This window comes from Pectobacterium hainanensis (assembly GCF_046237015.1).
Classification (GTDB): Bacteria; Pseudomonadota; Gammaproteobacteria; order Enterobacterales; family Enterobacteriaceae; genus JBJYIN01.
In genome coordinates this window covers 234,791-250,693 of record NZ_JBJYIN010000002.1, presented here as the reverse complement: position 1 = coordinate 250,693, position 15,903 = coordinate 234,791, and the positions used below count along the sequence as shown (strand labels likewise).

Here is a 15,903-nt window from a genome sequence, read left to right as displayed (position 1 = left end):
GTTTTTACGGCATGAGCCAAACATCGGCCCCTTTAGCCATATATACCCAAAATAATTCAAGTTTCAGGAAGGCGGCAAGAGAAGGAATCCCGATGAGCTTACTCAAGTAAGTGATTCGGGTGACTGAACGCAGCCAACGCACATGCAACTTGAAGTATGACGGGTATATTACATGTCATAACGCATCAAGTAGCAGACTAACACTGCCGCCTAGCGCCAACCAGGGGCCGAATGCCAGGGGTTCATCGACATTTTTATGCCGTATTTTGCGCCACACAAAAATAACAACCAGCCCGCTTAGCGCAGCGATAATGACCAGGTGAGGCAACCCTCGCCATCCCATCCAGGCCCCCAGCGCCGCTAATAACTTAAAATCTCCGTATCCCAACGCCTCTTTCTGCCTGAGCAGTTTGAATCCCCAAAATAGCAGCCAAAGTGATACATATCCTGCCATCGCCCCAATAACTGCATCGTTTAATGGTACAAACGTTCCTGAAAGATTAAACATCAGACCGAGCCAAATCAGCGGCAGCGTGATCACATCCGGTAGCAGCCCGGTTTTGATATCAATAACCGCCAGCACCAGTAGAGATGATAGCAAGATCAACGCCCCTAACAGCATCATACCCGGCGGCCATCGTTCTACAGCAATAATAAAAAGTAATATGGTCAGCACTTCAACCAAGGGATATTGCATGGAAATGGGGCGCTGGCAGCAGCGAGATATCCCCCGTAAAAGTAGCCAGCCGAATACGGGAATATTGTCTCTCACAGCAAGAGTGTGCTGGCAATCGGGACAATGGGAAGGCGGCCAGCAAAGGTTGTAACGCGAGCGCGCGGCAGACAGTGGTACGCCAGACCGCAAATAGGTCTCTCGTCGCCATCGTTGCTCCAGCACGAGCGGCAGTCGACATATCACAACATTCATAAAGCTACCAACAATCGCGCCCAGCAGCGCGAATATTCCCAACCACCACGCAGGAAATTCCTGAGCAAATTCAGCTATCGCATCCATGTGACCTTGTCCTAATGACCGCGTTGAGTGAAGCATTCCCTTCACTGCGCATATTTTCACATCGGATGTGACACGCCAATCGTTCCAATGAACAAAAGTGGATTATTGCGTATTGCTACGCAATTCTGTTTGTTAGGGCAAGATGGACAAGGCATCAAACATGACAGCGATCGTATAAGCAGATATGGCAGGATAATCAGGACGATAATCCTGGATAGGCTCTATACCCAAAATAATTCGAGTTGCATGAAGGCGGCAAGTGAGGGAATCCCGATGAGCTTACTCAGGTAAGTGATTCGGGTGACTGAACGCAGCCAACGCACAAGCAACTTGAAGTATGACGGGTATAAATACCCGCGCCGTTTAGCGCGGGATAATGCCTTATTCCTGTGCGGCCTCAAGATTAATCGTTTCTTCTCCCGTGGTAGTGATAACACCACCGCGATTAACCTTATCTTCCAACCTGATATTTTCAACATGACCAAACTTCCAGGCCGCAGCAACATTTTCAAAAATCACATTTTTGAATTCGCTCGCTTTCAGGAAGGTGATATCCGTGGCTTTGGTATTTTTGAATTTCACATTTTCAAAATGAAACCCTTGATGATAAGCATCGCGATCAAAAGAAAAGCCATATGCATTGGCCATTTCAGCAACGGTCATGCCGTCGATCAGAATGCTATTTTTACTCGCCGTACCATCGATAGTGACATTAGAAACATTCACGTCTCGAAACTGAGCAGGTTGAGCAGCGGGTTTAGTATCGTTTACGTCGGCCTTGTATTTGATGGTAAAGACAAAAGGTTCCTTGGCAATATCGCGCATGGCGTTATGACGGAAAACCACATCACGCGCGCCACCACCGTAATAGGGGCGACTTTTCATTCTCAGCCCCACATCCGTCTGATTCATGACGTTATTTTCAGCGACAATCTTCTCAATCCAGGCACCCGTATGACTCCCCGTCACAACCGCACCATGCCCTTTCCGAAAGTAATTGTTGAAAATCCATGCGCCACTTTGCGCTTTTTGCCCCAGCGTTGCCACTTCAGCACCATAGCCCGCCGCAAAGTTAACGCTATCATCCCCAGTATCAAAAAAGTTATTGAATACAATGACATTCTGGCTATTACCAAATTCGATGCCGTCAGCATTATTTGCATCATAGGTCGTATGCACCAGCGCATTCATGGCAACATTTTCAGATTCCAACACCATGATACCGTGATATGCCGGATTCAAAATCGTCAGCCCTTCCAGATAAAGATGACGGATGCCACGTAATGTCATCAGGCTGGAGCGGCGATTCTTATAGGCTTCATCAATCGGCATCCCGTCAGCCACCGCTTTCTCCGTTTGATTTTTAGCCAAAATTCCATCCGTAGAGACATTGGCAGCCTTACTGGCACGATACTGCGGCAGTACATTCCCTAGCTCATCGGTCACCGTTGCCGCACCACCGGCTTTTACCCCACGCGTCCAGCCATTACCGTCTATGGTTCCTTTACCAACAATACGAATATTTTCAAATGTCCCCACATGCGTATTGCCTTTATCATCCTGTTCCAGCACGTTAATTAATGAAGGCGGACGTTTTGGCAATGCTGGCGACGTGTAGGGATAGAGGTAATAACCGCGCGCTATCGGATAATCATCACCATTATCAGAGCCGCGCAATATTGCGCCTTCAGCCACTTCAAATGTCATATTACTGTGCAAAAACAGCGCGCCAGTCTTAAACTCTCCCCCTTCAACCACGACCTTACAACCCTGTGGATAGGTTGCTACCGTACACGCGTCAATCGCTTTCTGAATCGCCAGAGTATCGTTAGCTACGCCATCCCCAACCGCACCATGGCGAGTCACGCTAATGATATGCGGCACTGGCGTGGTTTTCTGAACGATAGTTTCGCTATCAATGGATTCCTTACCGTCGGCATAAACCGCTCGTACTGTAAAACGATATTCCGTGTCTGGCGATAATCCGGTCGCTTTAAAATTATGGAAACTGATACGCGTGTGCCATCCCGTCGTGTCAATTTTATTATAAAAATTATCGATATAAGGCTTAGCGGGGGAATGGGCATTCTGATTATCGCTGACATTTCCCAGCAATGACCCATTCATATAGACATGGTAATCCTTAATGGCTGATTCCGCCTGGAGCGGCTTTTCCCACACTAACGTCACGCTCGAACTATCATAGGCCAGCGCGGGAATTTTCACGTTTTGTGGCGCAAATGAGCGGTTCATAGAGGGTGTTGTCGCCGCGCTACTATTGCTATATCCAACAAATAAACCGCTTAATACCAAAGCGGCCCCCATCGTCATGCTGGTACGAGGTAAGAAATAAGCCATATTATCGTTTCCTGTATCTTCTTTTGATCGTGGTAAAAAATAAAAAAGAAACACAACACCTCAAATAATAAAACGTAATTTTATTAAATCTCTTTCACATCTCTTTTTTGCGACGCTCATCAAAATTTCATCGCTAACCATTTTTAAAATAAGACATTTTTAATGAAATTTGGACTCACTCATATCACCACCTCCCATCAGAATGACACGCCATCACAGACATAAAACAAACGATATGTCGCATCAATAAAACGCTTTCTCTTTACAGAAAAACAAGAAATGTTAATTCATTGTTATTCCAATCGATTATTTTTTACCCATCGATCCAGCTCACAAATTAAGCTAAAAGCGATTGTCTCTTTTTTTGGCTTAAAATAGATTGCTAACTCGAGTTAGCAAGTGAGGTGTCGCGATGAAAGATGATTATTTTATTGGTGTAGATGTGGGCTCAGCCAGTGTCAGATCGGGCGTTTTCAACCATAACGGCCAACGCCTTGCTTTTGCCGTTCGCCCAATAAGCCAGTCCCATCCACGCACCAATGTGGTTGAGCAATCATCTGCTGAAATCTGGCAAGCCGTCTGCGACACCATTAAAGAAGCCGTGTCATTATCTGATATCGAGCCTGAACACATTCGGTCAATTGGATTTGACGCTACCTGCTCACTGGTGGTGGTCGACAAGCATGGCGAAGCCATCTCGGTTTCCGAGCAAGGCGAACCTGAACGCAACATCATCATGTGGATGGACCATCGTGCCGATGTTGAAACAGCCGCGATTAACGCCACGAATGACGAAGCATTACGCTATGTTGGTGGCGAAGTCAGTATTGAAATGGAACTGCCGAAAATCATGTGGCTTAAACGGCATTTTCCAGAACGCTATCAGCAAGCATGGCGTTTGTTCGATCTGGCTGATTACCTGGTCTGGAAAGCCACTGGCGAGGATGTTGCCAGCATCTGCACACTGACATGCAAATGGAACTATCTGGCTCATGAAAATCGTTTTAGCCAGTCCCTGCTTAACGCGATAGAACTCGCCGATCTCCCTGAAAAAATCCCGACTCAAATCCTGAATATTGGTGAGAAAGCGGGTTACCTTCAAACACACATCTCCCAACAATGTGGATTGCCACCTCAGGTGGTGGTCGCCAGCGGCATGATCGACGCGCATGCTGGCGGACTCGCCCTCGTTGGTCAACAGCCTGAAGGCAGCCTTGCACTCATTAGCGGTACGTCTAATTGTCATATGCTGGTCAGCCGTGACCCTATTATGGTTCCAGGCGTTTGGGGCCCTTACTGGGGCGCCATGCTGCCACATTGGTGGCTAAACGAAGGCGGACAAAGCGCGGCTGGTGCGCTGGTTGATTGGACGCTGCGTCAACATAGTTGTTGGGAACCGTTACAACAGTCATCAGAAAAACAGCAATGCAGTCCCTATGTATTACTGAATCAATGGGTTGCTGAACTAGAACAACGGGATCCTCACCCTACTCGGCATTTACACGTACTGGCAGACCATCATGGCAACCGTTCCCCGCGAGCAAACCCTCACGCCCGCGGTGCCGTTTTGGGGCTGACATTAGAACAAGGCCCTGACGCCCTCGCACGACTCTATCTCGCGACATTACAGGCCATTGCTTATGGCACCCGCCATATTATCGAGAGCCTCAACGAAGCGGGTCACAACATTAGCCGGATAGTGTTATGTGGAGGCGCGACCAAGAACCCACTGTGGTTGCGTGAATACGCCAATATTACTGGCTGTGACATTCATCAGGTCAGCGAAGACGACGCCGTCACGTTAGGCGCAGCGCTACTGGGCGCAGTAGCCTGCGGGAAATACCGCTCATTACCCGAAGCCGCAGATGCATTGGTTAGACCTGGTAAGGTGGTGAAAGCCGACCATTCACAACGTGCTTTCCATGATGCCAAATACCAGATCTATCTCCAGATGTATCAGGATAGCCAATTGGCCAGGCAACGGATGGACGCATTGCTCTGATACTCCGAAATAAACCGACTCGTCCGACGTTTGAACGCAAACAGAACATGACTTTTTCATTTAGACCAGGAGAAAACTATGCTGAAACTCACACTCCCGCCCTCTCCGGCAACGATTACGGCGGCACAAAACGAAGTCCTGCTGGTGACAAACGCTGATTTACGCGAATCGGCAAACGTCACCTGCTGGCCAACGCAGTTGCAATTCGAAACTCGCTTGCAGACCGCATTAGAAAATCTCGGATACAAAATGAAACGCGCCCATGCAATCAACGAACAACGCGGACACGGTTTCATTAGTAGCCAAAAAGAAGGCAGCGATTTATTTGCCGCAATTGATCCCGAAGCACCAGTGATTGTATTACTGACCGCCTGGCAGTATTCCCACCATATCGCGCCGTCACTCGTACACCACCGAGGCCCTATTCTGCTGTTAGCCAACTTCGACGGCACCTGGCCCGGCCTGGTAGGCATGCTGTGTATGGCTGGCAGTTTAACCAGTCTTGGTCGTCCTTTTTCTCGCCTATGGTCTGAAAGCTTTGCAGATGAATCCTTTTTACAAGGGCTGAACACATGGTTGCGTGACGGTGCCGTCAATCATAAAACACACTATCTGCACGACATTCCCCCCACACATGAAGTGATGTCCACCCACGCCGGACAAATCGGTCGGCAGGTCGGTCAATATATTCTGCAACACAAAGCGATTGTCGGATTGTTCGATACTTTCTGTATGGGAATGATCAACGGCGTGTTCCCTCATCAGGCAATGATCAATACGGGGATCCCTGTCGAATCACTATCCCAGTCAGCTCTGCTGGTTGAGATGGCAAAAGTACCGCTTTCGCTACGCGAAGCGTGTCTGCAATGGTATGAACAACGCGGGATGCAATTTCAATTCGGTCATGATGGACGCCAACATTTAACGCGAGAACAAGTGTTGGAACAGTGTGCCATGATGATTGCAATGGCACGGTTCGTGAAACGTTTTGGCTTAAGTGCAGTCGGTGTGCAATATCAACAGGGGTTGAAAGACTCTTGCGCCGCCTCCGATTTCGCCGAAGGTGCAATCGGAAATGCGGAGCGCTTCCCTATTCCAGACGAAAATGGCGAAATTATCTGGCCTGGCCGCTCAATTCCTTGTATTAACGAGGTCGATATGGGCAGCGCCATTCCACAAGTCATGTTGTGGCAGCTATTACAGGCGCTAGATATGCCGACAGAAACTACGCTGCACGACATCCGCTGGGGAAGTGAATATGAAGGAACGTTCTATTGGGATTTGGAGATCTCCGGCGCGGTTCCCTTTGCCCACTTGAAAAACGGTATCGCCGGAGCAACCGGTTATCGCCAACCTGCGATGTTTTTCCCCTACGGTGGTTCAACCATTGCTGGTCAAGGAAAGGCAGGCCGCTTTATCTGGGCTCGGGCACACTATGAAGGCACGCAAGTGATTATGCATATTGGCACAGGAACCGGCGTCGAACTGCCAGAGGCTGAGTTTGAACGCCGCCGCCGGGCGACAAATTATGAATGGCCGCTGTTAAACGCCGTACTGGATGGCGTGACTCGCGATGATCTGATGGCCGGACACCAGAGTAATCACCTGACGATTGCTTATGTCGACGAGGCCTCGCTCGCCGACGTACTGAAAGCCTTTGTTGCTCAAGCGCTGACGCAGAACATACGGGTCCGCCTTGCCGGTGATGCCCACAACACGCTCATAGGGGCCGAATAATGTCCAGCTCACATCAACAACACCAGTCTGCGCAATGCCAGAATGAACCACACCGAAACGTGCAGGATAAGTACGTCGGTGTCTGGCCAGTGATGCTGACACCGTTCAACGCACAACGCGAGATTGACTATGACTCTCTCGCGAATCTAGTGGAATGGTATCTGGCGTCGGGTGTGCATGGTTTATTCGCCGCCTGTCAATCCAGTGAAATGTTTTTCCTCAGCGATAAAGAGACTCAGGAACTGGTACGTTTTGTCGTTCAGCAGGTTGATGGGCGAGTGCCCATCGTCGCTTCCGGCCACACGGCAAGTGGCGCGAGTCAGCAAGTTGAACAACTTAACGCCATGGCTGAAACGGGCATTGATGGCCTCATTCTGATCAGCAACCGTCTGGCGTTAGCAGGTGAATCCGACCAGCAAGCGCTTCAATCGCTACAGCAACTGACCGAACAATTACCGAAACAGGTCGATTTAGGCATTTACGAATGTCCTTATCCCTATAAACGCCTGCTGTCAGATGACATCGTGGAGTGGTGTGCTGAAAGCCAGCGCTATACCTTTATCAAAGATACCTGCTGTGATTTACCCACCATTCAACGACGACTGCAACGTGTTGCGGGGTCTCGTTTGCACCTTGCCAACGCGAATAGTCAGACATTGCTAGCGTCGTTCCAGGCAGGATGTCAGGCGTATAGCGGTATCATGGCGAACTTCCACCCACAGTTGTATGTATGGCTATATGAAAACTGGCGTGATCAGCCGCAACAGGCCCTGGCATTAGCAGATTATCTGTCAACCTCGGCACTGGTGGAAAATCTGGATTATCCGGCCTGCGCTAAATTTTTCCAACAGCAGATCGGGAACTTCGCCACGCATGCCTGTCGGGTACGTAACAGTGACGCCTACAGCAAAGGATTCTTTCCCGAGGCCATCGACAGCATGGTACGTCTGGGAGAAGCATTCCAGCAGGATTTAACACAGAGATAATGGGTTAACCGATGAAACTACAGAGTGAATGGCAAGAGAGCCTGATGCCAGCCGATCACCATTATTTTGGCAACTGTCATGCTTCCACACTGGTGGCGTTGCCGAACGATCAATTACTGGTCGCCTGGTTTGCCGGACAGAAAGAAGGCAGTGGGGATACGGCTATCTGGCTTGCGAGACGTAGCCAGGATTCGTGGTCGGTCCCCCAAAGAGTCGTTGCACAAGACGGTCTGGCACATTGGAACCCGGTATTACACCGGCAACATGGTCGAATCTGGTTGTTTTACAAAGTTGGCCCAGATGTACATCACTGGACAACTCGCCTGGTGACCTCGGACGACGATGGTGTGAGTTGGTCATCGCCACAGCAATTGGTTGAAGGTGACTCACGACCTCGTGGCCCGGTAAAAAACAAACTACTGGTGATGTCCAATGGGCAATGGTTAGCCCCTTCGTCGGTAGAAGACGATCGCTATTGGGATGCCTTTGTTGATATTTCAAATAATGCAGGCAAACAATGGCAATCCGTCGCCATTCCTCTGGTACATGAAACACCGGAAAACGCTTCTCAAGACCAGATGTGGCAAGGCTTGCAGCAGGATGCTCTGTGGGAAAACGATCTGTCTCGCGTCTTCCAGTGGGATGGGGTGATACAACCCACAGCGTGGGAATCAACGTCCGGCCACATCCACCTATTGATGCGCAGTACACGAGGACGCATTTACCGTAGTGATTCATCAGACTTTGGTCAACATTGGACAGTGGCTTATCCTACTGAATTACCGAATAATAATAGTGGCATTGACCTAGTACACCTTGGAGAAGGGAAACTGGTATTAGTCTATAACCCGATTCCCGGTAACTGGAACCGACGTTATCCCTTATCGGTCGCTTACTCAGCCGATAATGGGCTGACATGGGAAAAACAATGCGATTTAGAAAGTGAAACTGGCGAGTTTTCCTACCCGGCGATCGTTGTCGAACGGGAAAATATTCACATTACCTATACCTGGAACCGTAAAAATATTATTTATCAGCGCATATGCCCTAAATAACTCGAGTGAATGACGTACTTGCTCCAACCCTACCTATAAGGATAAGACGATGAAAAAGTATTTATTTCTATTATTAGCATCAGCACTTCCCTTCTGCGCAAGTCAGGCTCTGGCAGAGTCAACCATTACCTATGCTAAAAAGAACATTGAAGTCGTCATACCGAAAAATCCCGGCGGTGGCACAGATACCTCTGCTCGTACGCTAATTGAATATGCTAAGGATCGCTTACCAAAAGGCGTTATCTTTGTTCCTGTTAACAAGCCAGCTGGAAATGGCATCACCGGATTAATTGAAGTCGCCAAAGCTAAACCCGATGGTTATAAACTGGTCATGACGACAGTGGAACTGGCAATGTTCCCTTACCAGAATAAGTCTCCCGTCACTTATAAAGATTTCACACCGCTGGTAACCACCATTGCCGATCCGGTAGCCGTTGTGGTGAAAGCCGATTCTGGCCTTAACACATTGGAAGATTTTATTAATGCAGCAAAACAGCAGCCTGGAAAACTCAAAGTCGGTAACTCCGGCATGGGCGCAATTTATCATCTGGCTGCGGTGAACATCGAGAAAAATACAGGCACCAAATTCAACCATATCCCTTATAACGAAGGCACAGGGCCTTCCATTGCTGCATTGGTTGGAGGCCATATCGACGCGGTATTAACAACGCCTGGCTCGGTGAAATCTCAGGTTGATGCCGGTATTCTTCGCGTTCTGGCTGTGATGGATGAGAAACGCTTTGAACTGTTTCCTGATGTCCCCACCATCAAAGAAGCGCTCGATCTGGATATTAACGTGAAAATGCGCGCCTGGGCGGTCCTGGCCACGACAGCCAAAGTCCCTAATGACGTCACCGACCAGCTAGTTAAAGCTTTTACCGACGTTATTAACGATCCGGCTTATCAGGATGCGGTCAGAAAACAAGGGATTATGCCCGTCAGTATCGTCGGCCAGGATGCGCTCAAGATGATGCAGGAAGATGATGAGATGTATAAACAACTCATTGCCGATACGCTGAAAAAATAATAGTGCAGACACTCCTGCTGGCCTTAGTCAGCAGGAGGGAGAATATCTATGCGCAAATTTAATATCCTCATCGGTTTCATATCCGTAGGACTGGGCGGGTTGATTTTGTTCCTGTCAAAAGATATGTCGATGTTTGATGAATATGGTGTACCAGGGGAAAGATTTTGGCCTTATGGTCTGGCATGGTTATTTATTGGATTAGGCATTCTTCAATGGTTTGTCGTTATCAAAGACCGCCTGGCGGCTGATAAACCGGTTGATTTATCGTCTAAATTCGTCCGATTAACCTATGTTCTGAGCATGATTGCCGTTATATATGGCGTGGTACTTTATTGGGCTGGTTTTATTCTGTCCGCAATTGTCTTTATTCCGGTCACCATGCTGTTTATGAATGAACGTCGAACATGGTATATCGCGTTATCCACATTACTCATCGTGGCCGCGGTTTATTTCTCTTTCACTTATTTATTTAATTCGCCGTTACCAACTTCAGTTTTCAGCGAATCCTGAAAAGGGAATCATTATGAACGACGTCCTTATGGCTTTTTCTATTGTGTTCAGTTTTGACACAATAATAGTGGTTTTCTTAGGTGCGCTGGCTGGTATTCTCATTGGTATTATTCCCGGTCTGACGGTGAATATGGGGATCGCATTACTCCTTCCCCTAACCTATTCCTTTCAGGGCGTCAGCGGCATTTTATTATTACTCGGTGTGTACTGTGGCGCGATTTATGGCGGTTCAATCACCGCGATACTTATCAGTACACCAGGCACCCCGGCCTCTGCGGCAACCGTGCTAGATGGTTACCCGATGGCGAAACGGGGCGAGGCAGGCCGTGCTCTTGGACTGTCTACGATGGGGTCACTCTTTGGCGGCGTATTCAGTACCATCGCATTGATTTTGGTTGCGCCGATGCTGGCAACCGTCGCCACAGGTTTTTCCGCACCTGAATACTTTGCACTGGCTATTTTCGGCATCAGTATCATCACCAGCGTGTCATCACAATCGATGATCAAAGGGCTGATAGGTGGCGGTATCGGGCTTGCGATTGCAACCATCGGGCTCGACCCGATGACCAGCGGCATGCGTTTCACGTTTGATTCGGTCTATCTGATGGGCGGAATTTCTTTTATCCCGGTATTAGTCGGTCTGTTTGCGTTCTCCCAAGGCTTGCTTAGCTTTGAAGAAGACTACCGTGAACGCTTCTCCAACACAGTTCAGCGAAATGTCGCCAAGATCACCCGCATCTTGCCAAGTTGGGAAGATTTCCGTCGCTGTCTGCCAACCTGGGTACGCTCATCTGCCATTGGTACCGCTATTGGAACCATTCCTGGCGTCGGAGGTGATATCTCATCCTGGATTGCCTACAACGAGGCCAAGCGCTGGTCAAAAAAACCTGAAGAATTTGGTCATGGCTCACCTGAAGGTGTCTCTGCACCGGAGGCCGGAGCCAATGCCGTATCGGGTGGATGCATGGTGCCCTTGATGACATTAGGTATTCCTGGCGATGGAGCCACCGCCATCATCATGGGGGCGTTCCTCGTACAAGGGCTGGCATTAGGACCACAACTCTTTACCGAACACCCCGTTGAAGTGAATACCATCTTTATCGGCCTGATGCTGGCTAACCTTTTCATGGGGTTGCTAGGCTTTATGGGAATGAAAGTGTTCGTTAAGGTAATGGATATTCCACGTACTATTCTGGTTCCCAGTATCCTGTTGTTATGTACCGTCGGTGCATACACCGTCAACCACAGTATGGTTGACGTGTTTGTCATGATGGGGGCAGGCATTGTGGCTTATATCCTGATTAAGCTAGAGTTTTCCATGTCGCCCATTGTCATCGGCATCATTCTTGGTCCTTTGGCGGAAACCAACCTACGGCGCTCGCTAATGATGTCACAAGGCGATCCGTCGATTTTCTTCACTCGTCCAGTGTGTGCCGCATTCATCATCATTGCGCTATTAACGCTGTTTCTGCCAATATTCTCCCCAGCCATTAAGAAATGGCGGAAGAAAAGAGGGAAAGTGAGCGAAAATGCAAGCTAATATACGTTGATTCGCCCCACACCATTCAGCATGGCAGAAATCTCATGACCTGAAGCCCACGGATGGGCTCAGCCTTGTATGGCACCTTACTGCATGTGAACGATGAGAAGTTGAATAACCAATAATCTTAATCTGGCGCCCACCTATGTCAAAAACGGTAGAACAAATTGCTAATGCATTAAAGATATCAATCACTACCGTACGTTTAGTGCTCAACGGCAAGGCAGAACAGTACCGTATTAGTGAAAAAACACAGACGCGGATTAATGAATACGTTGCAGAGCACGGTTATGTGGTAAACCATACGGCTCGTAGCCTCAAACTCAATAAAACCGACACGTTGGGGCTGATCGTTCCTCGTCTCTCCAACCTGTTTTTCTCCACACTGGCGGAAAAACTGGAAATGCGCTGCCGGGAAGCAGGCTATCAGTTAATGATCAGTTGTACTTACAGTGATGACCGTTATGAAAACAAACTGGTCGAATCGCTACTACAACGCAATATTGATGGTTTATTTGTGGTGCCATCAACCCGGCAAACACAACTCCATCACCTGAAACTCATGAACCGACCATTGGTGTTACTTGACCGTGATTTTGGTACCAGAGATGCCTCACTGGTCGTGAGTGATAACTTTCAGGGCGCGGTTCAACTGACCCAAACCATGTTGGAGAGCAATCCCTCCGCACCATTATTCTTTATGGCTGGCGATACACTGCAACCAGCTATAAAAGAGCGTTTACGTGGCTATCAACAGGTAATAACGCAGCAAGGTTTACTTGATGAAGGCAAGAACTGGATTCTGGAAGCCAGCCATAACCGCCGGGAAGACGGTGAGCAGATGATGCGTCAATTCCTCAGCGATCATCCTAATGCGCCGGAGGCTTTTATCGCTTCATCCTTACCCGTGCTGGAAGGGGCTCTGAGCGTATTACGTGAACGCTACGGCTACATTCCTGCTGAAATGAATATCGGTACATTCGATGAACACGCAATGCTGGGCTTTCTCTCAAATAAAATCTGGTCTATGCGCCAGAATGAAGACGCTTGGGTAGAACACGCCTTTGCTGCGATGCAGAACGCATTACAGGGCAATACCGACATCAGTAAATCCGTTATTCCGATGAAAATGCTCCATCGCCATCGAGCCGCCGTCACCCCAGAAACATGATTTCCTCCCGTCCCAATAGGCAATACAGGTTGGAAACGTATACTGATATTACGGAAAAAATATTCCCGACTATAAGCCGGGAATAAAGGAAAAATTGGCTAACACGAGGAAATTTTATTTAGGCTGTATGAGTTTTGTCGACGGCAAAAGTCCATCGGCACGAAACATCGCTTTAATACCCCGCACTGCCTGCCGGATTCGATCCTGATTCTCAATCAAAGCAAACCGCACATGGGTATCACCATAATCACCGAATCCAATACCGGGAGACACACAGACCTTCGCTTCAGCCAACAAGCGTTTAGCAAACTCAAGCGATCCTAAATGCGCATAGACATCTGGAATTTTTGCCCAAACATACATCGACGCTTTCGGCTCATCCACCATCCAGCCAGCTTCATGCAGGCCACGCACCAGCACATTGCGCCGCTGCCGATATTGCTCGGCAATATCGCGTACACATTGCTGATCGCCTTCTAATGCCGCGATAGCTGCCACCTGTAGCGGCGTAAACGTCCCATAATCGTGATAACTTTTGATACGAGCAAGCGCGCTAACCAGTTCCTGGTTCCCCACCATGAAACCGATACGCCAGCCCGCCATGTTATAACTCTTTGATAGGGTGAAAAATTCGACGGCGATGTCTTTCGCCCCCGGAACCTGCATAATAGAGGGCGCTTTCCAACCGTCATACACGATATCGGCATAGGCCAGATCGTGAATAACCAACACTCCATACTGTTTCGCCAACGCTACAACCCGCTCGAAGAAATCCAGCTCAACACACTGAGCCGTCGGGTTAGAAGGGAAACCAAGAATCATCATCTTTGGTTTTGGAATCGTTTCCCTGATAGATCGTTCTAACTCATTGAAGAAATCAACACCATCGACAAGCGGGACCGATCGTACCTGCGCACCAGCAATCACCGCACCATAAATATGGATAGGATAACTGGGATTCGGTACCAACACGGTATCACCGTGATCCAACGTTGCCAACATCAAGTGCGCCAAGCCTTCCTTGGAGCCAATGGTGACAATCGCTTCACTTTCCGGATCAATATCAATCTGATAGCGATCGGCATACCAACGAGAGATCGCACGACGTAAACGCGGAATACCCCTGGAGGTAGAATAACCGTGGGTATCTTCACGCTGTGCAACCGTACACAATTTTTCCACGATATGAGGCGGTGTTGGCCCGTCTGGATTACCCATGCTGAAATCAATAATGTCTTCGCCACGACGACGAGCAGCCATTTTTAATTCAGAAGTGATATTGAATACATAGGGGGGAAGACGATCGATGCGCGTAAAACGGCGCGGAGAAGTAGAATCAGCCATAACATCCTCATAGTCACGTGAGCGCCCGGACCGTCCGAGCGACGCTTGGTTCCGATTGGCGGAACCGACATTAAAGCTATCTCAGATTATGGCGTCTGTCGATATGGTCTCTCATAAATTTTTATCACTGAAAACTGGCTAACTTTGAATCGTATGTGCAAGGATTGTTCACTTAAATTCATCTGTTGCGCACAGAATTAATCTCAGAGGAGAACGTTTAATGCCGCCACGTATTGTGTTTGTTGATGGTCATTACGTCGAAGAGGACAAAGCTCAGGTTTCAGTGTTTGACCGTGGCTTCCTCTTTGCCGATGCCGTCTATGAAGTCACCGCCGTTGTAGACAGCGCTCTGGTAGAATTTGATGGTCATATTGAACGCTTACAGCGTTCTTGCCATGAATTATCACTAACATTGCCAGTAACACTACCCGAACTGAAAGATATTCACGATATTCTGATCGAGAAAAACAACCTGAAAGAAGGAGCCATTTATTTACAGCTCAGCCGAGGTAACGCAGGCGATCGCGATTTCCATTATCCACCGACTGACGTCAAACCTACGCTAGTATTATTTACCCAGACAAAATCGATCATTGATAATCCCAAAGCAGAAACGGGGCTACGAGTTGTCACCTGTCCGGATATCCGTTGGCATCGCCGAGATATTAAAACGGTCAGCCTGCTAGCGGCATGCATGGCCAAAGAGTATGCACATTATCATCATGCCGATGATGCTTTTATGGTTGAAAACGGTTTCGTCACAGAAGGAAGTTCATGCAACTGCTATATCGTGTTACATGACCGCACTGTTGTCACTCGCCCACTAAGCAATGACATTCTCCACGGAATTACTCGCCGTTCATTATTGAAACTGGCTGCAAACAACGATATCAGGCTGGAAGAACGGTTATTCACCCCCGAGGAGGCCTATCACGCAGCCGAAATTTTTATCAGCTCTGCGACCACATTTGTTTTACCCGTCGTTGTTCTGGATGGAAAAAGAATTGGCGATGGGAAACCTGGCCCCATCACCCGCCGTCTGCGAAACATTTATATTAATATGACCAAACAGCACGTTAAATAATGGATATTGCCATCAGATTGATTTATAACGATAATCCCCATTACCTTTACTTATATATCCGTCATACTTCAAGT

General features: G+C 48.4%; 12 protein-coding genes. 9 read left to right on the top strand and 3 right to left on the bottom strand.

Features of this window, described 5'->3' with window-relative positions; translation table 11 throughout:
• Positions 1–175: 175 nt before the first annotated feature.
• Positions 176–1,015, bottom strand: a complete 840-nt coding sequence (locus ACKPVM_RS03230) for a prepilin peptidase (RefSeq protein ID WP_409306854.1) — start codon at positions 1,013–1,015, stop codon at positions 176–178.
• Between the two features lie 381 nt (positions 1,016–1,396).
• Entirely contained in the window at positions 1,397–3,373 is a 1,977-nt protein-coding gene (locus ACKPVM_RS03225; protein WP_409306853.1) for a glycosyl hydrolase family 28 protein, read from the bottom strand.
• Between the two features lie 412 nt (positions 3,374–3,785).
• Between ACKPVM_RS03225 and ACKPVM_RS03220 the strand changes: the two genes are divergently transcribed.
• The 8 genes from ACKPVM_RS03220 to ACKPVM_RS03185 all read left to right on the top strand — a co-directional run bounded on the left by ACKPVM_RS03220 (position 3,786) and on the right by ACKPVM_RS03185 (position 13,401).
• Positions 3,786–5,375: an FGGY-family carbohydrate kinase gene (locus tag ACKPVM_RS03220; RefSeq protein WP_409306851.1), complete on the top strand. Its 1,590-nt coding sequence runs from the start codon at positions 3,786–3,788 to the stop codon at positions 5,373–5,375.
• A 78-nt stretch (positions 5,376–5,453) separates the two neighbouring features.
• A complete protein-coding gene (locus tag ACKPVM_RS03215; protein WP_409306849.1) occupies positions 5,454–7,112 on the top strand; it encodes a signal transduction protein in 1,659 nt (552 codons plus the stop codon).
• On the top strand, positions 7,112–8,098 hold the full coding sequence (locus tag ACKPVM_RS03210) for a dihydrodipicolinate synthase family protein (protein WP_409306848.1): 987 nt from the start codon (positions 7,112–7,114) through the stop codon (positions 8,096–8,098). The genes ACKPVM_RS03215 and ACKPVM_RS03210 overlap by 1 nt, the downstream gene beginning before the upstream one ends.
• Before the next feature lie 11 nt (positions 8,099–8,109).
• Positions 8,110–9,153, top strand: a complete 1,044-nt coding sequence (locus ACKPVM_RS03205; protein ID WP_409306846.1) for a sialidase family protein — start codon at positions 8,110–8,112, stop codon at positions 9,151–9,153.
• Between the two features lie 49 nt (positions 9,154–9,202).
• Entirely contained in the window at positions 9,203–10,180 is a 978-nt protein-coding gene (locus tag ACKPVM_RS03200) for a tripartite tricarboxylate transporter substrate binding protein (protein ID WP_409306844.1), read from the top strand.
• A gap of 48 nt (positions 10,181–10,228) precedes the next feature.
• A complete protein-coding gene (locus ACKPVM_RS03195) occupies positions 10,229–10,690 on the top strand; it encodes a tripartite tricarboxylate transporter TctB family protein (protein ID WP_409306842.1) in 462 nt (153 codons plus the stop codon).
• Positions 10,691–10,703: 13 nt separating this feature from the next.
• Positions 10,704–12,230, top strand: a complete 1,527-nt coding sequence (locus tag ACKPVM_RS03190) for a tripartite tricarboxylate transporter permease (protein WP_409306840.1) — start codon at positions 10,704–10,706, stop codon at positions 12,228–12,230.
• Positions 12,231–12,375: 145 nt separating this feature from the next.
• Complete coding sequence (locus ACKPVM_RS03185; RefSeq protein WP_409306838.1) at positions 12,376–13,401, top strand: LacI family DNA-binding transcriptional regulator; 1,026 nt, start codon at positions 12,376–12,378, stop codon at positions 13,399–13,401.
• A gap of 114 nt (positions 13,402–13,515) precedes the next feature.
• On the opposite strand, the gene alaC is transcribed toward ACKPVM_RS03185, so the two are convergent.
• Positions 13,516–14,745 (bottom strand): alanine transaminase, encoded by a 1,230-nt coding sequence (alaC, locus tag ACKPVM_RS03180; protein WP_409306836.1) that lies wholly within the window; start codon positions 14,743–14,745, stop codon positions 13,516–13,518.
• A 220-nt stretch (positions 14,746–14,965) separates the two neighbouring features.
• On the opposite strand from alaC, the gene ACKPVM_RS03175 reads away from it, so the two are divergent.
• Positions 14,966–15,829 (top strand): D-amino-acid transaminase, encoded by an 864-nt coding sequence (locus ACKPVM_RS03175; RefSeq protein ID WP_409306834.1) that lies wholly within the window; start codon positions 14,966–14,968, stop codon positions 15,827–15,829.
• Positions 15,830–15,903 lie beyond the last annotated feature (74 nt).

Bases quoted from the DNA above. Each gene is read 5' to 3' on its own strand.
- ACKPVM_RS03230 (WP_409306854.1), bottom strand. From the start codon at position 1,015: ATGGATGCGATAGCTGAATTTGCTCAGGAATTTCCTGCGTGGTGGTTG.
- ACKPVM_RS03225 (WP_409306853.1), bottom strand. From the start codon at position 3,373: ATGGCTTATTTCTTACCTCGTACCAGCATGACGATGGGGGCCGCTTTG.
- ACKPVM_RS03220 (WP_409306851.1), top strand. From the start codon at position 3,786: ATGAAAGATGATTATTTTATTGGTGTAGATGTGGGCTCAGCCAGTGTC.
- ACKPVM_RS03215 (WP_409306849.1), top strand. From the start codon at position 5,454: ATGCTGAAACTCACACTCCCGCCCTCTCCGGCAACGATTACGGCGGCA.
- ACKPVM_RS03210 (WP_409306848.1), top strand. From the start codon at position 7,112: ATGTCCAGCTCACATCAACAACACCAGTCTGCGCAATGCCAGAATGAA.
- ACKPVM_RS03205 (WP_409306846.1), top strand. From the start codon at position 8,110: ATGAAACTACAGAGTGAATGGCAAGAGAGCCTGATGCCAGCCGATCAC.
- ACKPVM_RS03200 (WP_409306844.1), top strand. From the start codon at position 9,203: ATGAAAAAGTATTTATTTCTATTATTAGCATCAGCACTTCCCTTCTGC.
- ACKPVM_RS03195 (WP_409306842.1), top strand. From the start codon at position 10,229: ATGCGCAAATTTAATATCCTCATCGGTTTCATATCCGTAGGACTGGGC.
- ACKPVM_RS03190 (WP_409306840.1), top strand. From the start codon at position 10,704: ATGAACGACGTCCTTATGGCTTTTTCTATTGTGTTCAGTTTTGACACA.
- ACKPVM_RS03185 (WP_409306838.1), top strand. From the start codon at position 12,376: ATGTCAAAAACGGTAGAACAAATTGCTAATGCATTAAAGATATCAATC.
- alaC (WP_409306836.1), bottom strand. From the start codon at position 14,745: ATGGCTGATTCTACTTCTCCGCGCCGTTTTACGCGCATCGATCGTCTT.
- ACKPVM_RS03175 (WP_409306834.1), top strand. From the start codon at position 14,966: ATGCCGCCACGTATTGTGTTTGTTGATGGTCATTACGTCGAAGAGGAC.